Annotated in this window: 17 protein-coding genes; 8 read left to right on the top strand and 9 right to left on the bottom strand. The window is 35.1% G+C overall.

What is annotated here, in order from left to right; genetic code table 11:
- The first annotated feature begins 301 nt into the window (after positions 1–301).
- Complete coding sequence (locus KF896_15005; protein ID MBX3045018.1) at positions 302–811, top strand: LOG family protein; 510 nt, start codon at positions 302–304, stop codon at positions 809–811.
- A gap of 36 nt (positions 812–847) precedes the next feature.
- Here the strand turns inward: KF896_15005 and KF896_15010 are convergent, their stop codons facing one another.
- The 3 genes from KF896_15010 to KF896_15020 are packed head-to-tail and all read right to left on the bottom strand — an operon-like array spanning position 848 to position 3,510.
- The gene (locus KF896_15010; protein ID MBX3045019.1) at positions 848–1,381 is read right to left on the bottom strand and encodes a hypothetical protein; all 534 of its coding nucleotides are present in this window, start codon (positions 1,379–1,381) and stop codon (positions 848–850) included.
- A gap of 6 nt (positions 1,382–1,387) precedes the next feature.
- Positions 1,388–2,389 carry a tRNA-dihydrouridine synthase gene (locus KF896_15015; protein MBX3045020.1) on the bottom strand — a complete coding sequence of 334 codons (1,002 nt, stop codon included), beginning with the start codon at positions 2,387–2,389 and terminating at the stop codon, positions 1,388–1,390.
- A 5-nt stretch (positions 2,390–2,394) separates the two neighbouring features.
- Positions 2,395–3,510 (bottom strand): glycosyltransferase, encoded by a 1,116-nt coding sequence (locus tag KF896_15020; GenBank protein MBX3045021.1) that lies wholly within the window; start codon positions 3,508–3,510, stop codon positions 2,395–2,397.
- Between the two features lie 68 nt (positions 3,511–3,578).
- On the opposite strand from KF896_15020, the gene KF896_15025 reads away from it, so the two are divergent.
- Positions 3,579–4,391 (top strand): class I SAM-dependent methyltransferase, encoded by an 813-nt coding sequence (locus tag KF896_15025; protein ID MBX3045022.1) that lies wholly within the window; start codon positions 3,579–3,581, stop codon positions 4,389–4,391.
- A gap of 282 nt (positions 4,392–4,673) precedes the next feature.
- Here KF896_15025 and crtI read toward each other — a convergent pair whose 3' ends face one another.
- Together crtI and KF896_15035 are read right to left on the bottom strand one after the other, a co-directional pair.
- Positions 4,674–6,143, bottom strand: a complete 1,470-nt coding sequence (gene crtI, locus KF896_15030) for a phytoene desaturase (protein MBX3045023.1) — start codon at positions 6,141–6,143, stop codon at positions 4,674–4,676.
- 2 nt (positions 6,144–6,145) lie between these two features.
- On the bottom strand, positions 6,146–6,643 hold the full coding sequence (locus tag KF896_15035) for a hypothetical protein (protein MBX3045024.1): 498 nt from the start codon (positions 6,641–6,643) through the stop codon (positions 6,146–6,148).
- Positions 6,644–6,882: 239 nt separating this feature from the next.
- On the opposite strand from KF896_15035, the gene KF896_15040 reads away from it, so the two are divergent.
- Complete coding sequence (locus tag KF896_15040; protein ID MBX3045025.1) at positions 6,883–7,254, top strand: hypothetical protein; 372 nt, start codon at positions 6,883–6,885, stop codon at positions 7,252–7,254.
- The gene (locus KF896_15045; GenBank protein MBX3045026.1) at positions 7,215–8,090 is read left to right on the top strand and encodes an IS3 family transposase; all 876 of its coding nucleotides are present in this window, start codon (positions 7,215–7,217) and stop codon (positions 8,088–8,090) included. The genes KF896_15040 and KF896_15045 overlap by 40 nt, the downstream gene beginning before the upstream one ends.
- Before the next feature lie 336 nt (positions 8,091–8,426).
- Here the strand turns inward: KF896_15045 and KF896_15050 are convergent, their stop codons facing one another.
- Positions 8,427–11,960 carry a vitamin B12-dependent ribonucleotide reductase gene (locus KF896_15050; GenBank protein MBX3045027.1) on the bottom strand — a complete coding sequence of 1,178 codons (3,534 nt, stop codon included), beginning with the start codon at positions 11,958–11,960 and terminating at the stop codon, positions 8,427–8,429.
- A gap of 626 nt (positions 11,961–12,586) precedes the next feature.
- Here KF896_15050 and KF896_15055 point away from each other — a divergent pair.
- The 3 genes from KF896_15055 to KF896_15065 are packed head-to-tail and all read left to right on the top strand — an operon-like array spanning position 12,587 to position 17,006.
- Positions 12,587–14,449 (top strand): ComEC/Rec2 family competence protein, encoded by a 1,863-nt coding sequence (locus tag KF896_15055; GenBank protein MBX3045028.1) that lies wholly within the window; start codon positions 12,587–12,589, stop codon positions 14,447–14,449.
- Positions 14,446–15,177, top strand: a complete 732-nt coding sequence (pgeF, locus tag KF896_15060) for a peptidoglycan editing factor PgeF (protein MBX3045029.1) — start codon at positions 14,446–14,448, stop codon at positions 15,175–15,177. Before KF896_15055 ends, pgeF begins: the two co-directional genes overlap by 4 nt.
- The gene (locus tag KF896_15065; protein MBX3045030.1) at positions 15,174–17,006 is read left to right on the top strand and encodes a hypothetical protein; all 1,833 of its coding nucleotides are present in this window, start codon (positions 15,174–15,176) and stop codon (positions 17,004–17,006) included. The genes pgeF and KF896_15065 overlap by 4 nt, the downstream gene beginning before the upstream one ends.
- On the opposite strand, the gene KF896_15070 is transcribed toward KF896_15065, so the two are convergent.
- The 3 genes from KF896_15070 to KF896_15080 are packed head-to-tail and all read right to left on the bottom strand — an operon-like array spanning position 16,996 to position 23,337.
- Entirely contained in the window at positions 16,996–18,261 is a 1,266-nt protein-coding gene (locus KF896_15070; GenBank protein MBX3045031.1) for a HAMP domain-containing histidine kinase, read from the bottom strand. The genes KF896_15065 and KF896_15070 overlap by 11 nt on opposite strands.
- Positions 18,262–18,264: 3 nt before the next feature.
- Positions 18,265–19,515 (bottom strand): histidine--tRNA ligase, encoded by a 1,251-nt coding sequence (gene hisS, locus KF896_15075; protein MBX3045032.1) that lies wholly within the window; start codon positions 19,513–19,515, stop codon positions 18,265–18,267.
- A 24-nt stretch (positions 19,516–19,539) separates the two neighbouring features.
- The gene (locus tag KF896_15080; GenBank protein ID MBX3045033.1) at positions 19,540–23,337 is read right to left on the bottom strand and encodes a choice-of-anchor D domain-containing protein; all 3,798 of its coding nucleotides are present in this window, start codon (positions 23,335–23,337) and stop codon (positions 19,540–19,542) included.
- Positions 23,338–23,845: 508 nt separating this feature from the next.
- Here KF896_15080 and KF896_15085 point away from each other — a divergent pair.
- Positions 23,846–25,729 (top strand): site-specific DNA-methyltransferase, encoded by a 1,884-nt coding sequence (locus KF896_15085; protein MBX3045034.1) that lies wholly within the window; start codon positions 23,846–23,848, stop codon positions 25,727–25,729.
- Positions 25,730–25,732 lie beyond the last annotated feature (3 nt).

Below are 25,732 nucleotides of genomic sequence, written 5' to 3' on the forward strand. Positions count from 1 at the left end.
TTGACTTAATTATGTAAATAAATAATGATTTTTTTTTAAAGAGTCATAATGATATTTCACAGATATTGGCTTCAAGCGATAATTTTTTAACCGGAATTAATAATGATATTATGCTTGATTTTATTAATTAAATTATCAAACGAATGAAGTTTTTCAAAAGTTTGCAATGTAAGCTACAATTGCTAACGCAAGTGGATTATCAATTGAGTCAATTAAGTTGTTAAAGTTTTATGTAAATTTAGATTGAGTTTGTTATTTATTAGAACTTTCTTCAAAATTCTTAAAAAGAACGGAGAAAAAAATGAGCGTTTGTGTATTTTTTGGTAGTAGTAAAATATTAGAAAATGAACAAAGATACTTAGATACTATTGCAATATCAAATTTTGTTTCGAGTCTTGGTTATGATGTCGCATCCGGAGGCTATAGCGGTGTCATGGAAGCATCTTTGAGAGGTGCAGTCAAAAATGGAGTCAGAAGAATTGGAATAACCTGCGACTTGTTTGAAGATAGAGTTCCCAATGAATTTCTTTCTGATGAAATCAGGTCTAAAGATTACTTTGAGAGACTCGAGATTTTAATTGACCTTGGGGATTTTTATATTGCAATGTGCGGTGAAAGCGGAACACTTTTGGAGGTTTCAGCTGTTGCCTCACTTTTAGAAAGAAAATTAATTGAAGACCGTCATCTAATACTTGTAGGGAGTGAGTGGCATAATCTCGGAGGATTTCTACAAATTGATAACAAGAGAATTTTTATTGCTGAAGACATTAATCAAGCTTGTGATATCATAAGGAATTTATATGGAAAGTAATTTTAGATATATGATATTTTTTCGTATTTAAAAGATTTAAATAGCAATTTTTCTCAGTTTATCATTCAACTCAGTTTCTACTTTTGTTTTGTATTCTCGGTTTACATAAAATTTCAGTGGTACGATACTGCCCTTTTTATAGAATTTAACACCCCACAATTTCTGAGAAATATCTTTATCCCATTCAATTTTGTCAAGCTCATTCCAGTCTATAGTAAAAGCACCAATTACAATTCCATTTCCGCCAATCATCAATGTTCGTGAGTCCTTAAATCTCGTTGGAAAATAAATCATTGCCAAACCATAAGAAACAGTTTTGCCAAGTTCCCAATTAAACCCCTTAATTATTGTGGCAAGCATACCTGATGCAATTAATAATCCGCCTAATCCATAAAGAATATATTGGTATGACTTGAGTTTTTTATTATCGAAGAGCAGAACTTTTTCCTCACTGCCACCAAGGATATCCTTCTTTTTGTTTTTTTGTTTACGCACGAAATATGCTTTAACTTCGGCAACTCCAATTATAACTCCAATCAGTGCAAAATCAATTGCTGAGAATTCGAACATAATTTGCTACTCCAGATTTAAATCATAGTCAAGAGATTCGAGAATATTACGAACATCCTCTAATTTCATAGTTTCCATCATTCTGGCTCTGATTTCTGATGCACCATAAAAATCATAAGTATAAATTTTCAGAAATCTTTTTATAATAGCAAAACTTTTCTCATTATCCCATGTGTCATGATAGAGTTTAGCATGTTTCCAGAGAAGATTCAACTTCTCTTCAGCACTATGTTCAGTTTGCTTAGTATTGAAAAACCAAGGATTTTTGAAAATCCCTCTCCCAACCATAGCTCCTTCCATACCGTATTCTTCAATTTTAAGGTAACACTCTTCAAGTGATAAAATATCGCCATTACCCACCATAATCGTACTTCTGCCACTTTGATTTCTTACGGCAACAGCTTTTCTCATCTCGTCCCATTCAGCGGGGTAGTCACTCATCATCTTTTGAGTACGGCAGTGCAGAGTTATGCACTCGGGATTAGTACTCAATAAATTTTCAATCCAGCTTTCGGTTTCATGATGTTTGATTCCGGTACGTGTTTTAACGGAAACTGGAATATTGGAACCTTCTTTTGTTGCAAGAATAATTTCTTTTGACAGCTCCGGGTACTTGATTAACTCTGAGCAAGATGCTTGCTTAACAATTTTCTTTACAGGGCATCCCATATTTATATCAATACCGTCAAATTCGTAATTCTCACAAATTAGCTTAGCAGCCTGATGAAATTTCTCTGGGTCAGAGCCCCAAATCTGAGCAACTATTTTCACTCCCATTTTCTTAACTAATTCTTTTTCACTATCGCTGATTTTGAGTCTGTGGCTGACTTTGGGACGACCAATCGGATGGCAAAGCCCATCTATTGATGTAAATTCAGCAAAAAGCACATTTAAAGTTCCGGGCTCGGAGATTTTAAGTACTATTTCACGGAAAACAGTATCAGTAACATCTTCCATCGGTGCAAGTGCTATAAACTTCTTGTTGGGTTCTTTCCAAAAACTCTGCATAATACTTAAATTTCTCCACTAAATTTTATTATATTTTGAGCAAGACTATCCCATGAAGCCTGCTTTTTGTAAGATTGGATATTGCTTGTGAATTCAACGTCGTTTTCAGAGAAATAGTGATTAACTGTGTCGGCTATAGACTCTGCTGAAACATTTTTAGTCATAATTCCTCCCCCACAAGGCTCAATCATTTCGGCAAGACCGCCAACGTTTGTGGCGATTACAGGTAAATCAAAATGATATGATATAGCAACAATACCACTTTGAGTAGCCGACTTATAGGGCAAAAGGCAAACATCAGCCGCTGAGAAGAAAAGTGAGGTTTCAGCATCTGATATATATTTTGTAAAAAGTGATATTTTACTATTTATTCCCAGCTCATCAATTTGCGTCTGATATTTATCGAAACTGCCATAAACTTCACCTGCAATAATGAGGTAATACTCATCACCAAGTATCTTCATTGCTGAAATGGCAAGGTCAATCCCTTTGTAATCACGAATAAAACCAAACGTCAGAATGACTTTTTTGTCAACCGGAAGACCGAGTTCTGCTCTTGCCTTTTGCTGAGAAACTTTTTCTCCGAAATGGTCATAAAGCGGATGCGGATGAAAAATATACTTAGCATCCGGCTTGATTCTGAGCAAGTCTCGCTTCACAGCATCGCTCATAACAACAAATCCGTCATTGCGATTAAGAAAGTAATTAATCAAAGTTATATCCCCATATCTTAGTTCGTGAGGAATTACATTATCCAATATTGAAATTCTCTTTGTAGATTTGCTTAATTTACCTGCAATATATCCTAATGAGGGAGCAAAAAATGGCATCCAAAATTTTGTAATGAGAATATCAGGATTATACTTTTTGATTTTGTCAGCTGTAGTCACATAGGTCAATGGGTTTACAGTATTAAGAATCCTTTTTGAATCTATCATTTCAGCAATATCATCCGATTGAACAAATTGAGTTTTTCCAGGAAATAAAATATTCGGATACTGAACTTTGAATGTATATGCTTCAATATCATAATTCTTACGAAATTCGTTATACAAGGCTGCGTTGAACTGTGCAATCCCGCCCCGAAATGGATAAAAAGTTGATAAGTAAGCTATTTTCATATTAATTTAAGCAATTTTTAATATACAATTTCGTAAAATTCAAAATTAACAAGTAAACATAAATTATAATGACGGATAAAATCAAAGACTTAGTATTTAAAAGTGACATTTCGGATAATGACAAGTATTACTGGGGTTATATGTATGACCTTGGAAGAGTAACAATTGTACCATATTTGACGAAACTTGGATATTTCAAACCCGGAGATAAAGTAATAGAAATCGGCTCTGCTGAGGGTGGTGTTCTTCATGCTCTTGCAGATAAAGGCGCTGTGGAATGTGTGGGAACTGACATCGCTGAATCGCGGCTGGAAATGGGAAGAGTAATTTCAAAAGTTGCTGGACTTGATGTCAAATACGTTTATAATGATATAATTTACGGCAAGCCGGATGAAAGTTGGCTTGATAAGTATGACCTTGCAATATTAAGGGATGTAATAGAGCATCTCGATGATACTGAAATTGCACTACGCAATATCAGCCATGTCATCAAGCGGGGTGGTCACCTGTTTGTATCATTTCCACCGTACAATTCTCCCTATGGCGGTCACCAACATACTTTGGCTGGAAAATTTCCAAGCCGCCTTCCGTATATTCACCATTTGCCTGAAAAGACATTCCAATCGCTAATCAAAAGTGGAAGACCACAGGATATTGAAGAGGTTATAAGATTAATAAATATTAAACTATCACCGGAAAAATTTGAAAAAGCAGCCAAGAATGCAGGCTATGAAATTGTCAAAAGAGATTTTTATCTACTCAGACCAGTTTTTAAAATGAAATTCGGATTGCCGACATTAAAACTCGGATTTCTTGCAGGGAGCAAGATTGTCAGAAATTTCCTGTGTATGGAAGCATCTTACATATTAAAAAAGAATTGATTGAAAATACTGTCAAAATTCTAAGTGACATAATTTTTTGTCAGTCTGAGTCCTTCGACTTCGCTCAATGTGACACTGGGTTGTTGTTATGGTATTTTTTGTCAGTCTGAGCGGAGTCGAAGACTAAAGAGTACACTTCGACTTCGCTCAATGTGACTATGGTGTCTTGTTTGTTTCACTCTTGGATTTGTCGTGTTGAATGAAATGAATCAACCAGTTATTTTTTAGATGCTTCAACTTGCGGCTCAGTATTACAAAATAACAGATTATTCAGCAGGCTTCTTAAGAATCAAGTCTTTTTATTATTTCTGCAGAATGTTTACCCGAAAGAATTACAAGTGGAATACCGCCTCCCGGATGTACTGAACCACCCGAAAAATAGAGGTTTTTAACGACTTTTGAGCGGTTTGATTGTCGCTTGAATGCAGTAAACATACTATTAGATGATATTCCGTAAATGCTGCCTTTGTTGCTCAGATAGCGATTATATAAATCCTGAGGAGTTATAACTCTCTCAAAAATAATTTTACTTTCAATATCAACATTTATAGATTTCAATTTTTTGAAAATCCTCGATTTAACTTCTTCTGTATCAATAGGATTATCATTCAAATAAGGCATATTTACTAATACAAACCAATTCTCGCAACCCACAGGGGCATGCTCCGGATCTGTCTTGGAAGTAATGGCTATATATGTCGTAGGGTCTGAAGGTGCTTTTTTTTGAGTGAATATTTCATCAAATTCATTCTTGTAATCATCAGAATAAACCACATTATGATGGAGGAAATTATCATGAACTCCTTTAACTCCCCAAAGAAACACCATCCCGGAGATTGAGGGTTCGACTTTTTCAAGTTTACTCCTTATATTTTCGTAACCACGTATCAATTTAGAAAATGTATGGACAACATCTGCATTTGAGATAATATAGTCATAATTTTCGACTACACCATTTACCCTAAGTCCTTTGGCAGTTCCGCTCTCAACCAAAATTTCATCCACCTCTTGATTTAGGTGTATTTGGACGTCATACTTTCTCAATATTTTCTCAAAAGCGCGAGGCAATGTTATAATTCCACTTTTGAGATAATATGCACCTAAAACAAGTTCGACATAGGAAATCAAATTCAAAGTCCCGGGTGCAAGATGTGGCGATGAGCCGTTATATGTGGCATAACGATCAAAAATTTTCAGAATCTTTTCATTTTTAAAATAGCCGGAATTGACTTCGTGCATAGTCGAAAATGCATCAATTTTTGTGAAATCAAATAGATTTGGAATATTACCGGTTTTGATTAAGTGAAGCACTTCATGTATTTGAGAATATAAAAATACATCTGCAGTTCGCTTATAAATACCGGAAATTCTATTGTAATATTTATTTAAATTATCAGCAGACTCTGAAGATATTTTTGCTATTTCATCTCTAAACTTATCAATTTCAGAGAAAGTATCAACAAAAGTTCCGTCAGAAAAAAAATTACGATTAACCGGGGAAAGAATATCATAAGCCAGGTATTCATCCGGGTCTTCGGCAGCTGCATGAAAAACATCATTGATAATACTCTTCATTGTTACAACAGAAGGACCTGTGTCAAATCGAAATCCCTGATTATGAATCTCACCGAGTTTGCCGCCAAGTGATTCGTTTTTCTCAAAGATATCTATCTTGTATCTGCCTGTCGTGCCAAGATATATAGCCGCTGATAAAGCACCCAAACCGCCACCGATTATCCCGATTCGTTTCATTACTATTTTCGGGATTCAAGTTTGGTAAGATATTTATTGATTTTCACTTTATCAGAATCAGAAACTTCAATTTTTTCTAGTACAAAAGTAAGTGCATTTGTCATAATTTTATTGTCATAAAGAACAATATTATCATCATCAATAATTTCTACTAACTTTCTAAGCTTTTCTTTAGCAAGTTTGGATTTCCCCAAGAATGACGGCAGATAATAGCAAGTTGAGCCATAAATAAAAAGCGATTCAATATTATTGGGGTCAATTTTCAAGCCCTTATCCATAACTTCGAGCCCTTCATTAACAAAAGCCACTTTCTTGTGGGGCCAGAAAGCGTGCTTACCTTTAAGCATAATAAGCGAGCCGATATAAGTTGTGGCGACGCCCTCCATCTTAGGATTTGAAGCTATTATTTGCTCGAACTCTTTGATTGCTTGCTCAAGTTTATCCTCGTCTTCTACTGCTCCATAAAAAAGCAGCCTGGCACTATTCATATTAGCTGACAAAATGGTAAAACCTATAAAAAAAATTATCAAAACAGTATTCAAAAATTTTTGTTGCATTGTGATTAATACATTGTTCGTAATTAATTCAAGACGATTAAGAAAACATTTTGATTAATTTTATATGAAAATATTTCAAAATCTAAGATTTTAATAATGGTCTTGTCCTGAAATAGGTTGACACAAAATTGGAGAAAAAGATGTCACAAAAGAAAAAATTTCTTATTTTAGGAGACAAGCGAATGTACACAGAGAATTTTAAAAAATCTGTAGTCGCCGAAGTAGAATCAGGTCGCATAAGTAAAGAAGGCGCTCGCATAAAGTACGGCATAAAGGGAAATTCAGCAGTACTTAATTGGTGTCGGCAATACGGCAAGAATCAATATAAACCAAAATCACCAGGTAGTTTAACTATGAATGACAAGTTGATATCACAAACATATAAAAATCGAATAAAAGAATTGGAGCAGGAACTATCTTCCAGCAAATTGAAAGTAAGTTATTTAGAAAATGTAATTGACGTACTTCAAGAACAGGGGGTAATAGATGCTGTAAAAAAGCCAGATACACCGCCATTGGTCTCACCAAAGCGGTCAACCCGAAAGCATCGATAGAAAGTATATGCAAAATAGCATCATTGAGCCGTCAAGCCTATTATAAGCATAACAGCAAGATAGAACTAGACACAGTAAACAATCATAAAGTACTTTCAATGGCTCTGTCTAAGCGTATACGTAATAGTAAACTAAGCTGTAAAAAGATATATTCAATGATTAAAGAAAGTCTCAAAACTGAGAATATAAAGTTAGGTCGTGACAAATTTATCAATCTGATGGGTGAAAATGGTTTTCATGTAAAGCGAAAAAGACGTAATCCCAACACAACAAAAAGTAAACATACATTGCCAACATATACAAATAAACTCAAAGGTATAAAGATAAATAGAGCAGACCAGGTCTGGGTTAGCGACATAACCTTTGTTCGAACTTCACAAGGTTTTATGTACCTGTCATTAGTGACAGATTTATACAGTAGAAAGATTTTAGGCTACAACTTGAGCAAGAGTCAAAAAACTTCGGAAGTAATAAAGGCTTTACAAATGAGTCTTAAAAATAGTAAACGTCAGTCCGAGACCATCCACCATTCAGATCGTGGAATCCAATATTTATGTAGTGAATATACCAAGCACTTGAAATCAAATAATATCGAAACAAGCACAACAAAAGGAGGTAGTCCCCAAGAAAATGCAGTCGCCGAAAGAATAAACGGAATCTTAAAGCAAGAATACGGAATCTCAGACTTAAGAATAAATATTCCTCAATGTCGAAAATTAGTTAAAGAAGCAATCGAGCTATATAACAATGAGCGCCCACACTTAAGTTTAAATATGAAGACTCCAGAACAGTATTACAATGAATTTTATTGCAATCTAAATAACAATATTCGATGATATTAATCGAATTTATTTTATAATTTATTTGTCAACCATTTTTAGGACAAGACAAACCGCTTTTCATTTCTACTACCATATTTCTACCTCCAAAAATAATTTATAAAATTTCTGCTTCATTAGGAAACAGATAACAAAAAATCCCTTTTAAAAATATTTTTATGAACTTTGACAAAATCCACAATACTAATATACAAATTATTTCACAATTCCAAATATTATTTTTGAAAAAGGTGATTTAAGAAAAATAATTATCTTTGTTGCTTTTTAATAAAAAAAACCGGCTGCCCTTGCAGAAGTAGCAGCCGGTGAATTATATTATAAATTCAACAGAACTCAGGAGCAACCACTTGTAGTGCCACAATCTTCGCAAACAGTACAACTACCGTTACGTTTAACTCTCATGGAGCCGCAATTTGTGCAATGCTCACCTGTATATCCAAAAGATTGAGCTTCACTGCTTGTGCCGACTTTAAGCTGCATCGAAAGACCATTTGTATTAGCTGACTTAAGTTCAGGAGTATCAACTCCTGCAGAAACCAATTCAGTTCCAGCCTTGAAAGTCTTTTCGGGGACAAGGCTTACAGATGATTTTACTTCCACATCCTCTTTTGGCAATGACTGATTATAAGCAGGTGCCTGATTATCGGAATTTTTACTGTCAACCGGTTCATCAACTGCTTTTACGTGAACGAAATCCTCACGATTCAGGTAATCATATCCAATTGAGCGGAAAACATAATCGAGAATTGAAGTAGAATTCTTAATAGCTTCATGCCCCTGAACCGGACCTGACGGTTCGAATCTTGTGAACGTGAATGTGTCAACCAAATCTTCAAGTGGGACGCCGTATTGCAATGCTTTTGAGGCAAGAATCGCGAAACTGTTAAGAAGCCCACGGAAAGAAGCACCTTCTTTGTACATATCAATAAAAATCTCACCCAAAGTACCGTCTTCATATTCTCCTGTTCTCAGGAATACCTTATGTCCACCTACAACTGCTTCGCGAATATGCCCATGGCGTTTCTTAGGAAGTTTGAGTCTTGAAATCTTGTAATGTACTCTGTCAGCAATAATCTCCTGAACCTCCTGAGGTCCTTTTGTCTCGTCAAGAGTATTTTCGTCGCCTAATGATACAACTTCATCAAGGTCTTTGAGATTAGATGAATTAAGAGGCTGAGACAGTTTAGAGCCGTCGCGGTAGAGAGCAATAGCTTTCAGCATCAGTTTCCATGATTTAACGTGAAGCTCGCTGATTTGAGAAATCGTAGCTTCAGCAGGCATATTGACAGTCTTTGAAATTGCACCTGTAATAAATGGCTGAGCTGCTGCCATAATGCGAATGTGAGCCATATAGTCAATATATCGCTTGCCTTTTTTGCCACATTTATTTGCTGTATCAAAAATTGGCAGGTGTTCCTCTTTCAGATGAGGAGCACCTTCAAGCATCATTGTGCCACAAATGTAATCATTTGCCTCATCAATTTGATCAGCAGAAAATCCCAAATCTGTAAGCATATCAAATCCCGGATCATCTAATTGTGCACGTGTGAAACCAAGTGAAATTAAGAAATCTTCACCTAAAGTCCATTTATTGAATGCAAATTTGATATCAAAAACATTATCAAGTTGCTTTTCGATGATTTCAATTTTTTCATCTGAAAAGCCTTTTTCTTTCAAAGATTTTTTATTTATATGGGCGCAACCTATTAAAGTACCGCTACCTTTAGAATATTTTTCAATTTCTTCTATTTGCTGTTCTGAATAATTCAGTTTTGTAAGTGCTTTTCTTACAGATTGATTTACAATTTTGAAATATCCGCCACCTGCTAATTTTTTATATTTAACAATTGCAAAATCCGGTTCAATACCTGTAGTATCGCAGTCCATAACAAGCCCTATTGTTCCGGTAGGTGCAATTACAGTAACCTGTGCATTACGGTATCCATATTTAGTACCGAGCTCTAAAGCATCATCCCAACATTCGCGGGCAGTTTCGAGCATATATTCAGGAACATATCTTGGGTTTATTCCTTTTGGTCTGATAGTTAAATCTTCGTATTCAGAAGGATTTGCATTGTAGGCAGCCCTTCTGTGATTACGGATAACTTTTAGCATTGCTTCACTATTTATACCATACTCAGGAAAAGCACCAATTTCTTTAGCCATTTCAGCAGAAGTAGCATAAGACTGTCCTGTAAGAATTGCACTGATTGCACCGGTCCAGGCAAGTGCTTCAGGCGAATCATAAGGAATTCCGTTTACCATCAGAAGTGTTCCGAGGTTTGCATATCCCAGACCAAGAGTGCGGAATTTATAGCTCAAATCAGCAACTTGTTTTGATGGGAATTGTGCCATCAGCACTGATATTTCCAAAACAACGGTCCACAATCTGACGCCATGCTTGAAATCTTCCACTTTGAAAGTATCGGACTCATCATCATAGAATTTCATCAGATTTAGACTTGCCAGATTGCAGGCAGTATCATCAAGGAACATATACTCACTGCAAGGATTGCTACCATTGATTCTGCCTGACTCGGGGCAGGTATGCCATTCGTTGATTGTAGTATCGAATTGAAGTCCCGGGTCAGCACTCTTCCATGCACAAAGATTGATTTTTTCCCATAAATCCCGAGCTCTGACTATCCTTGCAGTTTCGCCACTCTTTCTCCAGCGAAGTTCCCACATTTCGTCATTTTCGACTGCATTCATAAAATCATTAGTAACGCGGACTGAATTATTGGAATTCTGACCGCTGACTGTGATATAACCTTCACCTTCATAATGTGTATCAAATACCGGAAAATCTACCGAAGTAAATCCTTGGTCAACAAGGTCTAACACTCTTTTTACATGATTTAAGGGAATACCGCGATTGAGAGCCTTTTGAACTAATATTTTGAGTTGCTTATTTTTATTTATATCGGTTCCGGAAGTAACTGCTTCCTCCAGCACAGCTTTCATAAATGCCGAGTTGACTCTTGAACCGGCAACCAAAGCCGCTACTTTTTCTTCTTCCTTAGCTTTCCATTCGATAAATTCTTCAATATCAGGATGGTCAATATTAACTATAACCATTTTGGCAGCACGACGTGTTGTACCACCGGATTTAATTGCACCGGCAGCTCTGTCGAAAATCTTGAGGAAACTCATAAGTCCTGATGAATATCCTCCACCGGACAACTTCTCACCTGACCCTCTTAATGTCGAGAAATTTGTTCCTGTACCACTGCCATACTTGAAAATACGAGCTTCGCGGGTAGCGAGGTCAAAAATACCATTTTCACCGACCAAATCATCCTGAACTGATTGGATAAAGCAGGCGTGAGGCTGAGGACGGCTATAAGCGTCCTGACTTTTCATCATTTCCTGTGTATCAGGGTCAACATAGTAATGCCCCTGCTTTGAACCGGTAATTCCATAAGCAAAGTGTAAACCTGTATTGAACCATTGTGGAGAGTTCGGGGCACACATTTGCTTGAGAAGCATAAAAGAAATTTCGTCATAAAATACTTTTGCATCTTTCTCTGTATCAAAGTATTTATACTGTTCACCCCATTGACGCCATGCACCTGCCAGTCGGTGTACAACTTGTTTAACAGATTTCTCGGGTCCTAAAACAGGTTTTCCTTTCTCATTGATAGCAGGATTCCCATTTTCGTCATACTGTGGAACGCCTGTTTTTCGGAAATACTTTTGAGCAAGTATGTCAGTTGCAAGCTGCGACCAGCCGGTTGGAACTTCGATATCTTTCATATCAAATACAACCGAGCCGTCCGGATTTCTCAATACAGATGACCTCTTTGTATATGTTAACAAGTCGTAAGGACTTGTACCTTCTTTCGTAAATCGTCTTTGAAATTTCATTCTTTACCTTTAAATAATTATATGTTTTGGTTCTTTTTTTTCAAAATTAGCTTGCAGTCTGCAGTAATAGTATAAACTTTTTGCAATCTGTTCTACTGAACATCAACGGACAGAAGGAAACAGAATTACTTAAACAGACTTTATCAGTAAACTTGTAGTAAATCTTTTAATCTTTTTTTCTTTTCCAACAAAAAACCATAAATTCGTTTGTTAGATATACTTGCAAAACTTTGGTAAAATATTCAGTATATTTTTATATTTGTTTAATTCACTTAACGTTCTATTAATAAAGATATTTATAAAAAAGTTTTCCACATTGTAATTTGTAAAAAACTGATATGCAAAATAATAAAAAAGTTTCTTAAAACACCAAATAAGTTATCAACATTGACATTTATTTAAGATTTTTTAAAGAAAATATTTTTTGTTAATAAAGCTAATTCTTATTTTAGAGATTATTAACTTAATATCAATAATATGTATCAAATTTTAGACAATAATCTTCATTTTATGTTATATTTGTTACAATTGAATAAAGAATGCACTTGCAATGTTTCGTAATGATAATTTTCTTTGATTTTTAGAAAAATACTGATTATTTTTATTTTTTAAAAATTTACTTATTTATGAAAAGTTCTGAACTGCCGGCATTAAAGCTATTTATTTCAGTGGTCATTTTATCGCTGATATTATCATTTTGGCGTTTAGAGCAGTTTTATGTGATTATAATCAGTTTTGGTATAGCCTTGACCAGCTTGGCATTTCTTAAAAATTCAAACAGGGACATAGCATATTTACTACTTATCGTTTCATTAAGTCTTATTATTTCACAAAGATTTGATAATCATAAAATCGAAATTCCAAAGAAAATTTTAACTGAAGAAAAAGCATTCTTTTCAGGTGAAATTGTTCAACTTCTGAAAAGTGAAAGAAAATATATTAGATATATTGCCAAAGGAAATTTGAATTCTGAGAACTTACCTGAAATCAATGATACAAAAGTATTACTTACAGTAATGAATCCGAAATTTTTACTTACTCCGGGAGAGAAATTCAGAGCAAATATTGAACTTAATTTCTTAGCTGGAAAATTGCCCGGTGAAACATTTGATTATGAAACTTACTATAAATCAAATGAAATTCAATGGACTGCTATATGCAATGGTAGGGATTTTGTAAAATCAGAAAGCGAAGGGTCACTTAAATCATTGTCATATAGTCTTAGGACATCACTTAAACGAAAAATATTCCAAGTATTTGATTCAACTTCGGCTCAAATAATGACTGCACTTCTAACCGGAGATAAAAGTATGATTGATTTTGATACCCGTCGAAATTTTTCTCTGTCGGGAACAGCTCATTTATTAGCTGTAAGTGGTCTTCACGTAGGTATTATTTCATTTCTTATTTTTACATTATTTTCTTTTATTTCAAATCTTAAGATTAAATCAATCGCTGTAATTCTCTTACTATTTACATTTGTGATGATTACCGGATGGGTCGAATCCGCTGTAAGAGCATCAATAATGATAGCTGTATATCTTCTTTCAATAAACTTCGAGCAAAGAGTAAATCCTTTAAATTCTCTTGCAATTGCAGGTCTGCTGATGTTTCTTGTTAATCCTGATGTGATTTACTCTGTATCATTTAGAATGTCAATACTATCAGTAGCGGGTATCATACTATTTTATGAGAAATTCTATGAATTGCTAACAAAGTCAGGAAAAGACAACCCTTTGAGAAATTTTTTCTCCGCATCATTTAGTCTGACTCTATCGGCATCACTTCTAATTTCGCCACTTGTAGCATATTATTTTGGAGTTTATTCCTTTGTCAGCCCGCTTGCAAATTTAATTGTTGTACCTGTTATGATGTTTGCTTTATCACTTGGAATAGCAGCAATTGCATCATCATTTATTTTTACTCCATTAGCAGAAGTCTATGCTTCAGCGGTTAGTTTTTTAATTAAAGCTGCAAACACTATTAATGAGTTATCAGTTTCTTACAAATATTCATATTTTGAAGGAAGTATGAGCATTTTCATTGCATTAATCTTCTCGGCATTATTGGTTTATATTATAGTTTCAAAGAATTTCAAATTACGAAAATTTAGAATATCAGTTTCAGCAGTAATTGTTGCATTAGCCTTTTTAATAATACCCGATAAAATTGAAAGTGAAATAGAAATTATTCCAAGACAAAATTTAACAGCAGTTATATTAAATAATCATTCTCAAACATATTTATTGATGTTTGACCGTCTCCCATCAAATAAACTGAAGCAAGATTTTGGAATCAGACAATACATATTAAATGCTCAAAAAAATATCGTTGTAGGATACTCAGGGAATGCCGGAATATCAACAATTGATGCTGTGAAATATGATAAGCAATTTCAATATTATGAATTAGATACATATACTCAAAATAGGATAGCGGATTTACTTAAACTTGATATACACCCTGTGAAAATGATTGATTTAAAATGATAGATTGGATTAAACCAAAAATATTTGACGATAATAAGATAATTGCGGGAGTTACTAAGCGCAATCTATCTTCTTATTTTCCATACGGTTTCACAATATCTCAAGCTCAAATTGCTGGTAGAGAGGAAGTTTTAAGAAACAGAAATTTGCTTGCTGAAGAGCTCGGAATCAAATCAAATTTGATGATTTTTCAAAAGCAGGTACATGGAGATGTTATCAGAAAGGTATCGAAAGGTGATGACAACAACGCTGAAACTGATGGAATGATTACCACAGAAAAAGGAGTTATTCTCAATATTTCAATTGCAGACTGCGCCGGTGTACTGATTTGGGATTCAGTAAATGATATTATTTGTGGTATTCATTCAGGATGGAAAGGTACATCGCTTAATATTGTCGGAAAAGGAATTCAGAAATTGATTGATGAATTCGAAAGCAAATCAGAAAATCTTTATGTATATATATCCCCTTGTGCCGGTGGAAATGCTTACGAAGTTGGTGAGGAAGTAGCTAAATTTTTTCCCCGAAGCATCAAACTAAAATCTCGGAATAAATATCTGTTTGATAATAAAAATGAAATCCTTCACCAACTCCTTGATATGAAAATTCCTATAGCAAATATTGAAATTTCGGATATTTGTACAATTTCTGATGAAAACTTTCATTCCTACAGACGTGACGCTGATTTCTCAGGAAGAATGTCAGCATTTATCGGGATGAGAATATGATAAGATTAATGATTATGATTTTTGCCGTTTTCAACTTGATTTTTGGCTTCGCATATTCTCTCGACAAAAAAATAATTGATTCGGAAGACTATCTTAATATAACATTTGGAAATGATTTAAGTTTCAATCCAGGATTATTCGGCTTCTCTGATTCATGGTTTGTGCGGGGTTTAATATTCCGGAAATCTCCATATAATGCCTTTCAGGTTAAATATAATGGTGTTTTACTGAATAGTGTTACAGATGGAAGTATGAGAGGAGACCTACTTGTAATTCCTTATCATAAATCAAACTATGTAATAAGTGAGCCTGATATTTTAAGTAATTCAGAGTCGCTGGCAGGTTACCTGAATATAAACCGCAAAAATGCTGACAGTACCTCTGTTACAGCTCTTATAGAAGGTGGGAATGTCTTTGGTGGGGCTTCGGCAAATATCTCAGGTAAAAAAAATTACTTGAAATGGAGTTCGGGCGTTTCTTACATCACATCAGCCGGATTCGATGTATCAGCTGATAAGCCTGATACAATCGGTTTTGCAAGAACAAATACCGGATTCGATAAGATTTCAGGTAATGCAAGATTGAATATTTCAGATAGTAAGAGTTCGCTTGATGCCGAATTTATTTACTCTCAAAGCACACAAAGTCTGCCTTTTGACTTGTATCCGGAGGCAAATATTTTTCTGAAAGAACCTGATTTTAAGCTAAATTTATTTAATTTAATGTTTGAAACAAGTGTGAGCCAAGGATTGGTTTTAAGAGGCAATCTTTTTTATCTGAGGACAAAATCTATTTTGGAAAAATATGATGATTCATTCCTGATTAATAAGCAATTACAATCCAGTTTTACAAAAACATTCGAGGAAAACAGGTTTGGACTGAATTCTGTTCTTCAGTTTGATATACCTAATATTCCACCCGGCGAGTTAAGTCTGAACTACAGTCGTGAATCTCTTAAATATCAGCCCGATAATGGTCTGATTGTAAATCGTTATGAAATAGAGAAATTAAATTTTGGGTTCAAGCTTAGTGAGGAATTCGATTTGTGGGAATACAAATTACTTGCTTCTTACAGAATATTAAATCCGCTTACAGCCTATCAAGACCAAATAATAGAGGGATTTTCCAATATTGATTATTCATTTGACTTTGGTATTAAACTAACTGATTATCTAAAAATAAATGGGGATTTAACCCGAAGTTCAATGCTACCGCATTTGTATCTGATTTATCCTGAAATCAATGAATCTCAGCTATTTCCCGGAATAGCAGAAACAACAATCAACCAAACAGTCGAAATCGGAATTAATTTGTTGATTTTGAAAAGGATATTAATCGATCTGAAATATTTCAACAGCAACTTTAGTAATATTCAGGTACCTTTCGATATTAGTGGCAGCATTAGTCGTGAGATACCAAATTCAATGAATGTGCATGGACTTTCGTTCTCAAGGTATGCTGATATTTATTTAGCTTATATGCAACTTGATGCCGTATATTTTTTGGAAAGCCAAAGCATATTTGATCAGTTCGGCAGAGAAATTATTATTCCTGAAATTTCTGTCAAAAGTCAAATTTATAATTCTTATGACTTCGGTCTATCGTGGCTTGTTGAATCCATTTTTGTAAGTGGCAGAGAATCAAGCTTGCCTGAGAGCAGATCTCCTGTAGATTTCTGGATCTTTAATGCCAAACTAAGTCAAAAAGTATTTCAGAACAATGAAGTTTACTTGAGGTTAAATAATCTTACTGATGTATATTATGAATATATACAAGGTATGCCAATGCCGGGAATATATTTCATAGCGGGTATTAAACTTATTCTTTAAGTGGCAATTCGATTGCAAAAGTTGTACCTTTACCGGGCATAGTTTCTTTTACGTAAATTTTGCCGTCGTGATATTCTTCGATAATTCTTTTGCATAGACTCAGCCCCAGACCCCATCCACGTCGTTTTGTCGAAAAACCCGGATTAAATATTTGTCTTTTTAATTTTGGGGTCATGCCTTTTCCGGTATCTTTTACAAAAATATAAATTTTCTTTTTAGGGTTAACCCGCATAAAAATATAAATCTGTCCTTGCTTTTCCTCAATAGCTTCTGCCCCATTTTTAAGTAGATTTTCTATGACCCAAGCGAACAAATCTACATTTACATCGGCGAACATTCTGTCATCAAGCGAGCGTATAATCTCGATTTTCTTTCCAAGGTGTGGTAGTCTTTTATCAAAATAATTACAAACATTATCAATCAATTTCGATAAATTGACATTTTCCTTTTCGGGTGTAGAGCCTATTTTAGAGAATCTCGTAGCAATAGTATTAAGTCTTTGAATGTCCTTTTCCATTTCGGAGGTTGTTTCCAGCACAGATTTTGGGTCATCAGCACTGAATTTGATAATCTCAAGCCAGGCAAGTAAGCTTGAAAGAGGTGTACCAAGCTGATGAGCGGCTTCTTTTGACATTCCAACCCAAACTTTAGACTGCTCATTATCGCGTGAGGAATTAAATGAAATGTAGCCGATAATCACAAATACTGCTACAATAATAATAGCGATATAAGGAAAAAATCTTAATTTATCAACCAAAGCCGAATGAGTATAAAATACCTTGCTGATTACTTTGCCATCTTTGTCTGTTACAAGAATTGGCTCATAGGTGGTTTCCATCTTCTTTAAGATATTTATTACCAGAGCTCTTTTTTCGGCAATACTCATTTCAGGTGCAAACTCAATATTTAGTGACCAATCTTCAAATGGCTCATAAGGTTCCCCATTTTCATAAGTTACGACGATAGGAAAATTTATCATCGCATTTTGAATCTCATCAATAAAAAATATGTAAATGTCAGTATCAGTCGAAGATGTTGGAGTTTCGACCATATCAAGGAAGTCTTCAGTAACTTTTGCAAAAAGCTCAACTGCTTGCTGCTCACGTTTGATAAGCTCTTCAACAAGAGATTGTGTAAACATTATTACAGCCACAATTATTGAAAAGGCAAGTAAAGCAAAAATTAACTTTACCTGCCATTTCGATAATGAATTGACAATAATATTCAGAGCTCTCCTGTCTGATGAAAAGCCCATAACTTATCTGAATGAAATTGTTTGTAATAAATCCTGCTTGATATCAGCTTGCTCGCCTGTGGACATATTTTTAATTTTAACAGAATTTTTAGAAATTTCATCCTCACCAATAATAACGCAATATTTAGCCGAAAGCTTGTCGGCTTCACGCATTTGAGCTTTGAAAGAGCGTCTTTGCAAATCTGAATAAACTTTGTAGCCACTTGCTCTTAGCTGCTCTGCGATTGTGAGTGCATTATCATATATTGAGTCGCTTGTACAAATCAAGTAAATATCGCAGTCACCTGTTGCTTCTTGCATAATTCCAAGCGCCTCCAGAATAAGAATTAATCTTTCAATTCCCATAGCAAAGCCCACAGCTGGAGTCGGTTTGCCGCCTAATTGCTCAAAAAGACCGTCATATCTGCCACCACCACCAAATGCATCCTGTGCTCCTAATGCGGAACTTCTAAACTCAAATACTGTATGGCAATAGTAATCAAGACCTCTGACCAGTCGAGGTTCGAGATGGTATTTGACGCCGGTTATATTAAGCAAATTACGTACTTTGTCAAAATGTTTCTTGCTTTCATCATCCAAAAAATCAATTATAACAGGAGCATCAGTAATAATTAATTTATCTTTTTCTTCTTTTGAATCCAAGACTCTCAAAGGATTTGTCTCAAGACGGGTTTGACTTTCATGTGATAACTCATCCTTGTGACTACTTAAATAATTGACAAGTTCCTGTCTGTAATCAGCTCTGGATTTTTCGTTGCCAAGACTGTTTAATTGTAGCGTATAATCCTTAATTCCCAAATTATTTATCAGTTGATTAGCAAGCAAAATAATCTCAGCGTCTGCTTCCGCATTCGGCGAACCAATGCATTCGGCACCAAACTGGTGAAATTGCCTGAGCCTACCCTTTTGAGGACGCTCATAGCGGAAAAATGGTCCAAAATACCATAATCTCAACGAAGATATATCATGAGTAAGATTATTTTGAATTACACTTCTCACAAGAGCTGCTGTTTTTTCAGGGCGTAGTGTGATAGATTCGTCGCCCTTGTCTGTGAAAGTATACATTTCTTTATTGACAATATCCGTATTTTCCCCAATACTGCGTGAAAATACTTCAGTCTTCTCAAAAATTGGCGTTCTGATTTCTCTGTATCCGTACCTTTTTGTTACATCACGGATTACATTTTCCAATTGCTGCCATTTTTCAATTTCGCCGGGCAATAAATCTTTTGTTCCTCTAACCGATTGTATCATAATTTTATCTGTTTTCTTCAAAATTTATTTTGTAATTAACATTGATTTTCTTAAGACATTTGTAGGAGTATACATCGTATAATAGTAAACTCCGGGAGGTAAATCCCCGATATGGAAATGAACACTGTGCTGACCGGGAGCAAAATTCCCATTTGCAATGACCTTGATATCGTTGCCTAACATATCAGATAGTACAATTCTTGTATTTCCTGATTCGAGAACACTGAAATCTATTCTTGTGATATCCTGAGCGGGATTTGGCTGATTCTGAGATAATGATAAATCACCCGGAAGGAAAAGTCGAAGTTCTCCATCCTGAAGGCATACACCCAAAAGTTTAAAATGTGCAGATTCCTCTGTTATTGAAATTCTTCCGGCACCACTCGGGACTGTATATTCCAATATCAGCGGGCTGATGGTATCATTGCCCCAAAGTGCTTTAAATTCAAGTATATGCAGAACAGAATCCTGTGAGAATGTCTTGGGCAAGTCGATTTTTAAGATTCTTTCATTTCCGATTATTTCAGATGACGAAAATCCGCTCAATGGCTCAAGTAGTGTAGCGTTGAACCTCATATTTGTAGAAAATCCATTGATAAAATCTGAAATTCCAAGCGAACCAACTGCTCCTACATAAATCGGAACTTGTATAATATCACCCGGATATGCTTCTACCGATTTGACATAAATCATGAGTGAATCACTTCGGGCATCAGTTCCTTCGCCAAACATATTGACCAGTCTTGGCGAGCCTTTACCCTTATAATTTACAGAATATTGTGCATTTTTTCTACCCATATATTCAGGCAGAAATCTTAAAGTAACAGGTATTGATTCACCGTTTTGAAGAATTGTTCCAACATTTTGGTTTGAAGTAAATTCAGTTTTATATGAACCTATTACATTTATCTCATCAATTTCTACAGCAGCACCAGATTCATTTGTCATTATTAAAGTAAATGTACTGTCCTTGAAGCTACCGACTTCAACTTTACCAAAATCCACAATCGGATAATTAAGTTTAATCGAAGTTAAGTCGCATAAGCCGCTCACACTTGATTTAACGACAACACCGGCAGGAAGCTCAAACTCAAGTTCGGCAGTACTAAATCCTGTCTGCTTAGGAAAATATCTGATTTCAAGTGGAAGGCTGTCATTTGCATTTATTAACATAGGAAATTTTAAATCTGTCAAAATTTCAAAATCACCCGCATCTGTTCCCGAAAACTTATATCCTCTTATATTGTAAGCAAATTTGGATTCATTGACAAATACGGCTCTGACTATTGAGTCCTTCAACTCTCCAAGATAAACTGTACCCATATCAACTGTCATTCCTTTGCCACGAGCATAAGCGATTGTAAATACAGAATCTGAAATATCCTGTTGCAATTCCTTCTGATTCAAGTTCCAGATTTTTGCAGTTGAATCCCAGCTTGCAGTAAGTAATCTTGACCCGAAACGGTCAAAAACACCCGTGGTTACTGAATTAGTATGTTCATAACGGAAAATGTTATCAGTTATGAAGTCATTAATTCTGGTTGGAGTGCCGTCAGCCGCATCCCATAGGCGTGCAGTTTCGTCAGTACTTGTTGTAAGTAATACCTCTTTACCTAAATCAGGATGATAGAAAAATGAGGAGTAATTAATTGAATTATTATCATTTGTATCAAGATTGTGAGAAATTTCATAAAGATAATTTTCCGTATCATTTACGTCCCAGACATAAAGTTTTTTCGGATTTCCCGAGCTTGTTGTGGCTGCTACTTTCGAACCGTTCGTACTGTATGTGGCGTGCTTGCACATTATGCTTTTAGTCTCAAAAACTTTTGTAGGCTGAGAGCCGGCAGAATACTGTCTCCAGTTCCATTCTTTAGCCATACCGTCACCATTTGCAGACAGAATATAATCTTCATCAAGGGGATGAAATTCTGTGTACCATGAAGGTCCGTCTTCATTAGCCTTGATAGTTTTCAAAATATTCCAGCTGCGGTCACGAACTATTGAATATCCTTTGAAATCTGATGAAACCAAATACTGACCTGAATTACTGAAATTTACACTTTCAACAATTGTTGAATGACCTTCAATTACATGCACCAGAGAGCCATCTTCCTGACTCCAAATCATAACAGTAGAATCCATAGAGCCGGTGGCAATAAATTCATTCAAAGGGTCAAAAACAGCCCATTGTATTGGTTTGTTGTGTTTCTGAAGATTAAATTTCTTGACCCCGGTATTTGCAATCCAGACTGCTGCAGTTGTATCACTGCTTGCTGTTAATACCAAATCACCATCGGGATTAAAAAAAGCAGAATTTACAGCGCCCTTGTGGGGAAGTTTGAGAGTAAAGCCGACATTGTTGGGCCAAAGCTGGATAATCTTAACAAGGCATGAATCACTTGGAGTATCAGGTACAATCCAGTCCCTTTTCAGACCGTCAACATTAATTGCAAGCGGAAGCCAGGTTCTGCCGTTATCAGTTGAATATTCAAGCTGAATAACATCAAGTGGAAGAAGTCCAAGCCATTCTACAAATGATGTATCGCCAATTATAAGATATTCACCACCATTTGGATGAACAATTTTTATAGTTTTTTCAGTCGGCTTGGTATTAGGAAAGCCACCGGTCATATATATCGGCATAGTCATGCAGGCGTCTGAAACTATTTCAAGTGGTGAAAATACAATCGCTTCCTGCTCGGGAGTATATTCTATCGTTACACTTATAAATTCATCTTCAAGTAGCAAATAATTATTAACATTTCCATTAATAATTTTAAATGGTTCTTTTACTCTCAATTCCTGTATCAAAATATCGCGATTCTTAGCTGTCAGAGTAACGCTTAGAGATTTCTTAGTGCCGACATCCACAGAGCTGAAAGCTAAAAATTCCGGGTCGCTTAAAATAATTGACTTTTCAAAATTATTAAATTCAAATTTAAATTCATCTCTTACGCTTCTGGAAGGAACAATTATTTCAATATTATGGTTATCCTCGCAGGAATAATCCATTGTCCAGTTCAGCTTACATGGCTTATATCCCTTACTCATAGCTAATACTGAATATACTACAGAATTTACTTTCTGCTGACTTGAAAGCTCAAACCACATACCTCCTGAGCTTGAGCAAAGTTCTTTAACTGAAGTCTGAGGTTCTTTACGAAGTGAAATCACAAAAAGTTTTGCTCCTGATGCGGCTAAGGCAGCTGATATCGCAGGGAAATCATATTTTCCGCCACCATCGGTAATTAATATAATTGATTTTGCATCATTTTCAGCTCTTGAGTTAATTTTGAATGCGCCTGCAGGCTCATCTATAAACGCCGCTTCGAATAATGAACCCGGAGCATATTGAAATGCAGCTACTTCAGCCAACAGGTCAGCTTTAGAACTTGTAAACTCACGATTTAGAAAACTTCTGTAATCATAAGAAGTCAGTGAAATTTCGGATTCATCGGTATTGATTAGGTTAATTAGTCTATTTGCAGTCTGCCTTCCAAGAGAAAAATTTGTAGGATTGTGATAATAATTATCAAGCCCCAAATCATAAACTATTGTGTAGGAAACATTTTCTGATACTTGTGACTGGTCGCAGGTAATGGATTTCAAATTCGCTTGGGTTACGCCATTATCCCTGATATTGAAATTGCCTGTATTAAGATTAAGTACGGGATTACCATTATTATCAAATACAAATACTAAGTTTTCGATTTCCGGATACTTCGAATAATCATAATCAATTATTCTTATAGCTTCTTGTGCAAATGAAGTAAATGTCGCTGAAATTACGAACAAATATATTATGACTGCTCTTTTCATGTTTGTAGTAAAAATCATTAAAAAAAATATTACAAATGTATGAATAATTTATGGTATAAACAATTTTTATCAGAAGTTTTATAAGATAAAATGTTGTAAACTCTTGTTTTTAATTACTTATATCTTTGAAAACATAAAATATTTTTTTGAACGCTGATTTTGAATAAAAAAGTTTTATTCATTTGTTTTACTATTAATAATCTATGAATTGAGTATTTCCTATAATTACTAATAATGAAAAATTATTTTGTAATAAGTTCAATCTTTTATATTTTTGTAAATCATTTATTGAGAGGATGTAGATAAGTGATATTAAAGATTAATTCTGATAAACGCATTTAAATTGACAAAAAGATGAAATGGCGTGTTATTTAATGTTATAGCCTACGCTCGGACAAACGAACCGACAATAAAAAGTAAATTTGACGATTGAATAATTTGAAAGAAGATAAATGAATTGAGCCGAAGGCGAAATCCATTACACCAATAAAAAAACAGACAAGAAGTAATGAAATTATATACAACATTAGAGCAACAACTCAAGAAAGAACCCAACTTCGTGACAGACAACGGAGAACTGAAAAAATGGGTGGTTCTGAACAAAGCACAGAATTTTGATGAAGAGTTAATTGGACTGTTGCTCGACAATGCAGACCTGAAAGAGAAGTTTTTTGTTAACGTGAAAGGCACGTTGGTTTTTAACCAAAATTTGTTTGTGCAGTTTTTGGAGCAGAAAAACTATCTGAACGACAGCTACACCCAATACAAAAACAAAGTAGGACTGACCATTGACGGCAAATACCTAAAACAACGCAACGAAGTGGCTTTGGTATGGCCATTTAAAGACTGCATTTTGGAAGGCGGACAAAGCCGTGAAGAAGACAAACGAGAAGAAATTTTCTTCAATGAAATTTTAGCACAAGACGAAATTACACAGCTTTTAGAGCCAAAAGTTTTGACCAATGCAAAACGCATAGACAAAGACGGTGAAAAACCACTTGTAAATTCCCCCTCTTTGAGGGGGCGGGGGGAGTTTTTTAACCGAAACGAGAACGGCACAATAACCGACAACCTGATTATAAAAGGCAACAACCTTTTGGCATTGCATACGCTGAAAGAAGAATTTGCAGGTAAAGTAAAACTGATTTACATAGACCCGCCATATAATACAGGTAATGATGGGTTTAAGTACAATGACAGTTTCAATCATTCAACTTGGTTGACATTTATTAAAAACAGGATTGAAACAGCAAGAGACCTTTTAAGTAATGATGGAATAGTATTTATAAGTTGCGATGACAGTGAACAAGCATATTTAAAGGTTCTATTAGATGAAGTTTTTGGAAGAGATAATTTCGTAACAAACTTCGTTTGGCGTAGAAGAAAAACACAAGCAAACCTTGCAAAGCATATTGCCCCAGTTCACGACTTTATTATATGTGTGGCTAAGAACAAGAATAAATTAGTTGTGAATAAAATACCCTACTCAGAAGAATTTATAAAAAAGACATTCTCAAATCCTGATAATGACAAACGCGGTGTTTATCAAACAGGTCCTTTAGCAAGACCGGCTAATTCTAGTAATAAAGAATACGCTTTAAAAATGCCAAATGGTAGAGAAATAACAGCCAAATGGAGTTGCTCTCAAGAAACATTCGATAGGTATGTAAAAGAAAATAGACTTGTAATTCCAAGAGATGGAGAAGGGATGCCAAGAATTAAGATTTTTCTTTCAGAACTTGAGGGACAAATTCCGAATACTTGGTTAGACAACATTGCTACAAATGATGAAGCCTCAAAAGAAATTGAGAATTTTTTCGGAACAAATGCTGCATTCTCTTTTGCAAAACCAAGTAAACTTATAAAGCATATTGCACAAATTGGTTCCAACAAAGAAGATATTATATTAGACTTCTTTGCAGGTAGCGGGACTACTGCACAAGCAATTTTGGAGCTCAATAAAGAAGATGGTGGCAATCGTAAATTCATTTTGTGTGAGCAAATGGACTACGTTAAGTCTGTTACTTCCAAACGTGTTCAGAAAGTTATTGAGAAAAATGGAAATGATTCTTTCGTTTATCTCGAACTCAAAAAATACAACCAAACTTTTATAGAGCAGATAGCTTCGGCAAGCTCAGCTACCCACCTTTTGGAGATTTGGGAGCAGATGAAAGCCAAAAGTTTCCTGAATTACAATGTGGACATTAAAAAGCAAGATGAGCATTTGGAAGAATTTAAAGCCCTGAGCCTTGCCGAGCAGAAACAACACCTTTGCGAACTATTGGACAAAAACCAACTGTATGTAAATCTTTCTTCGCTCAATGATGCAGATTTTGCTTGCACCGAAGACGAAAAGAAAGTAACCAAAGATTTTTACCAAATTAAGAAGTAAGGA

Source organism: Ignavibacteriota bacterium (assembly GCA_019637995.1).
GTDB lineage: Bacteria > Bacteroidota > Ignavibacteria > Kapaibacteriales > UBA2268 > JANJTB01.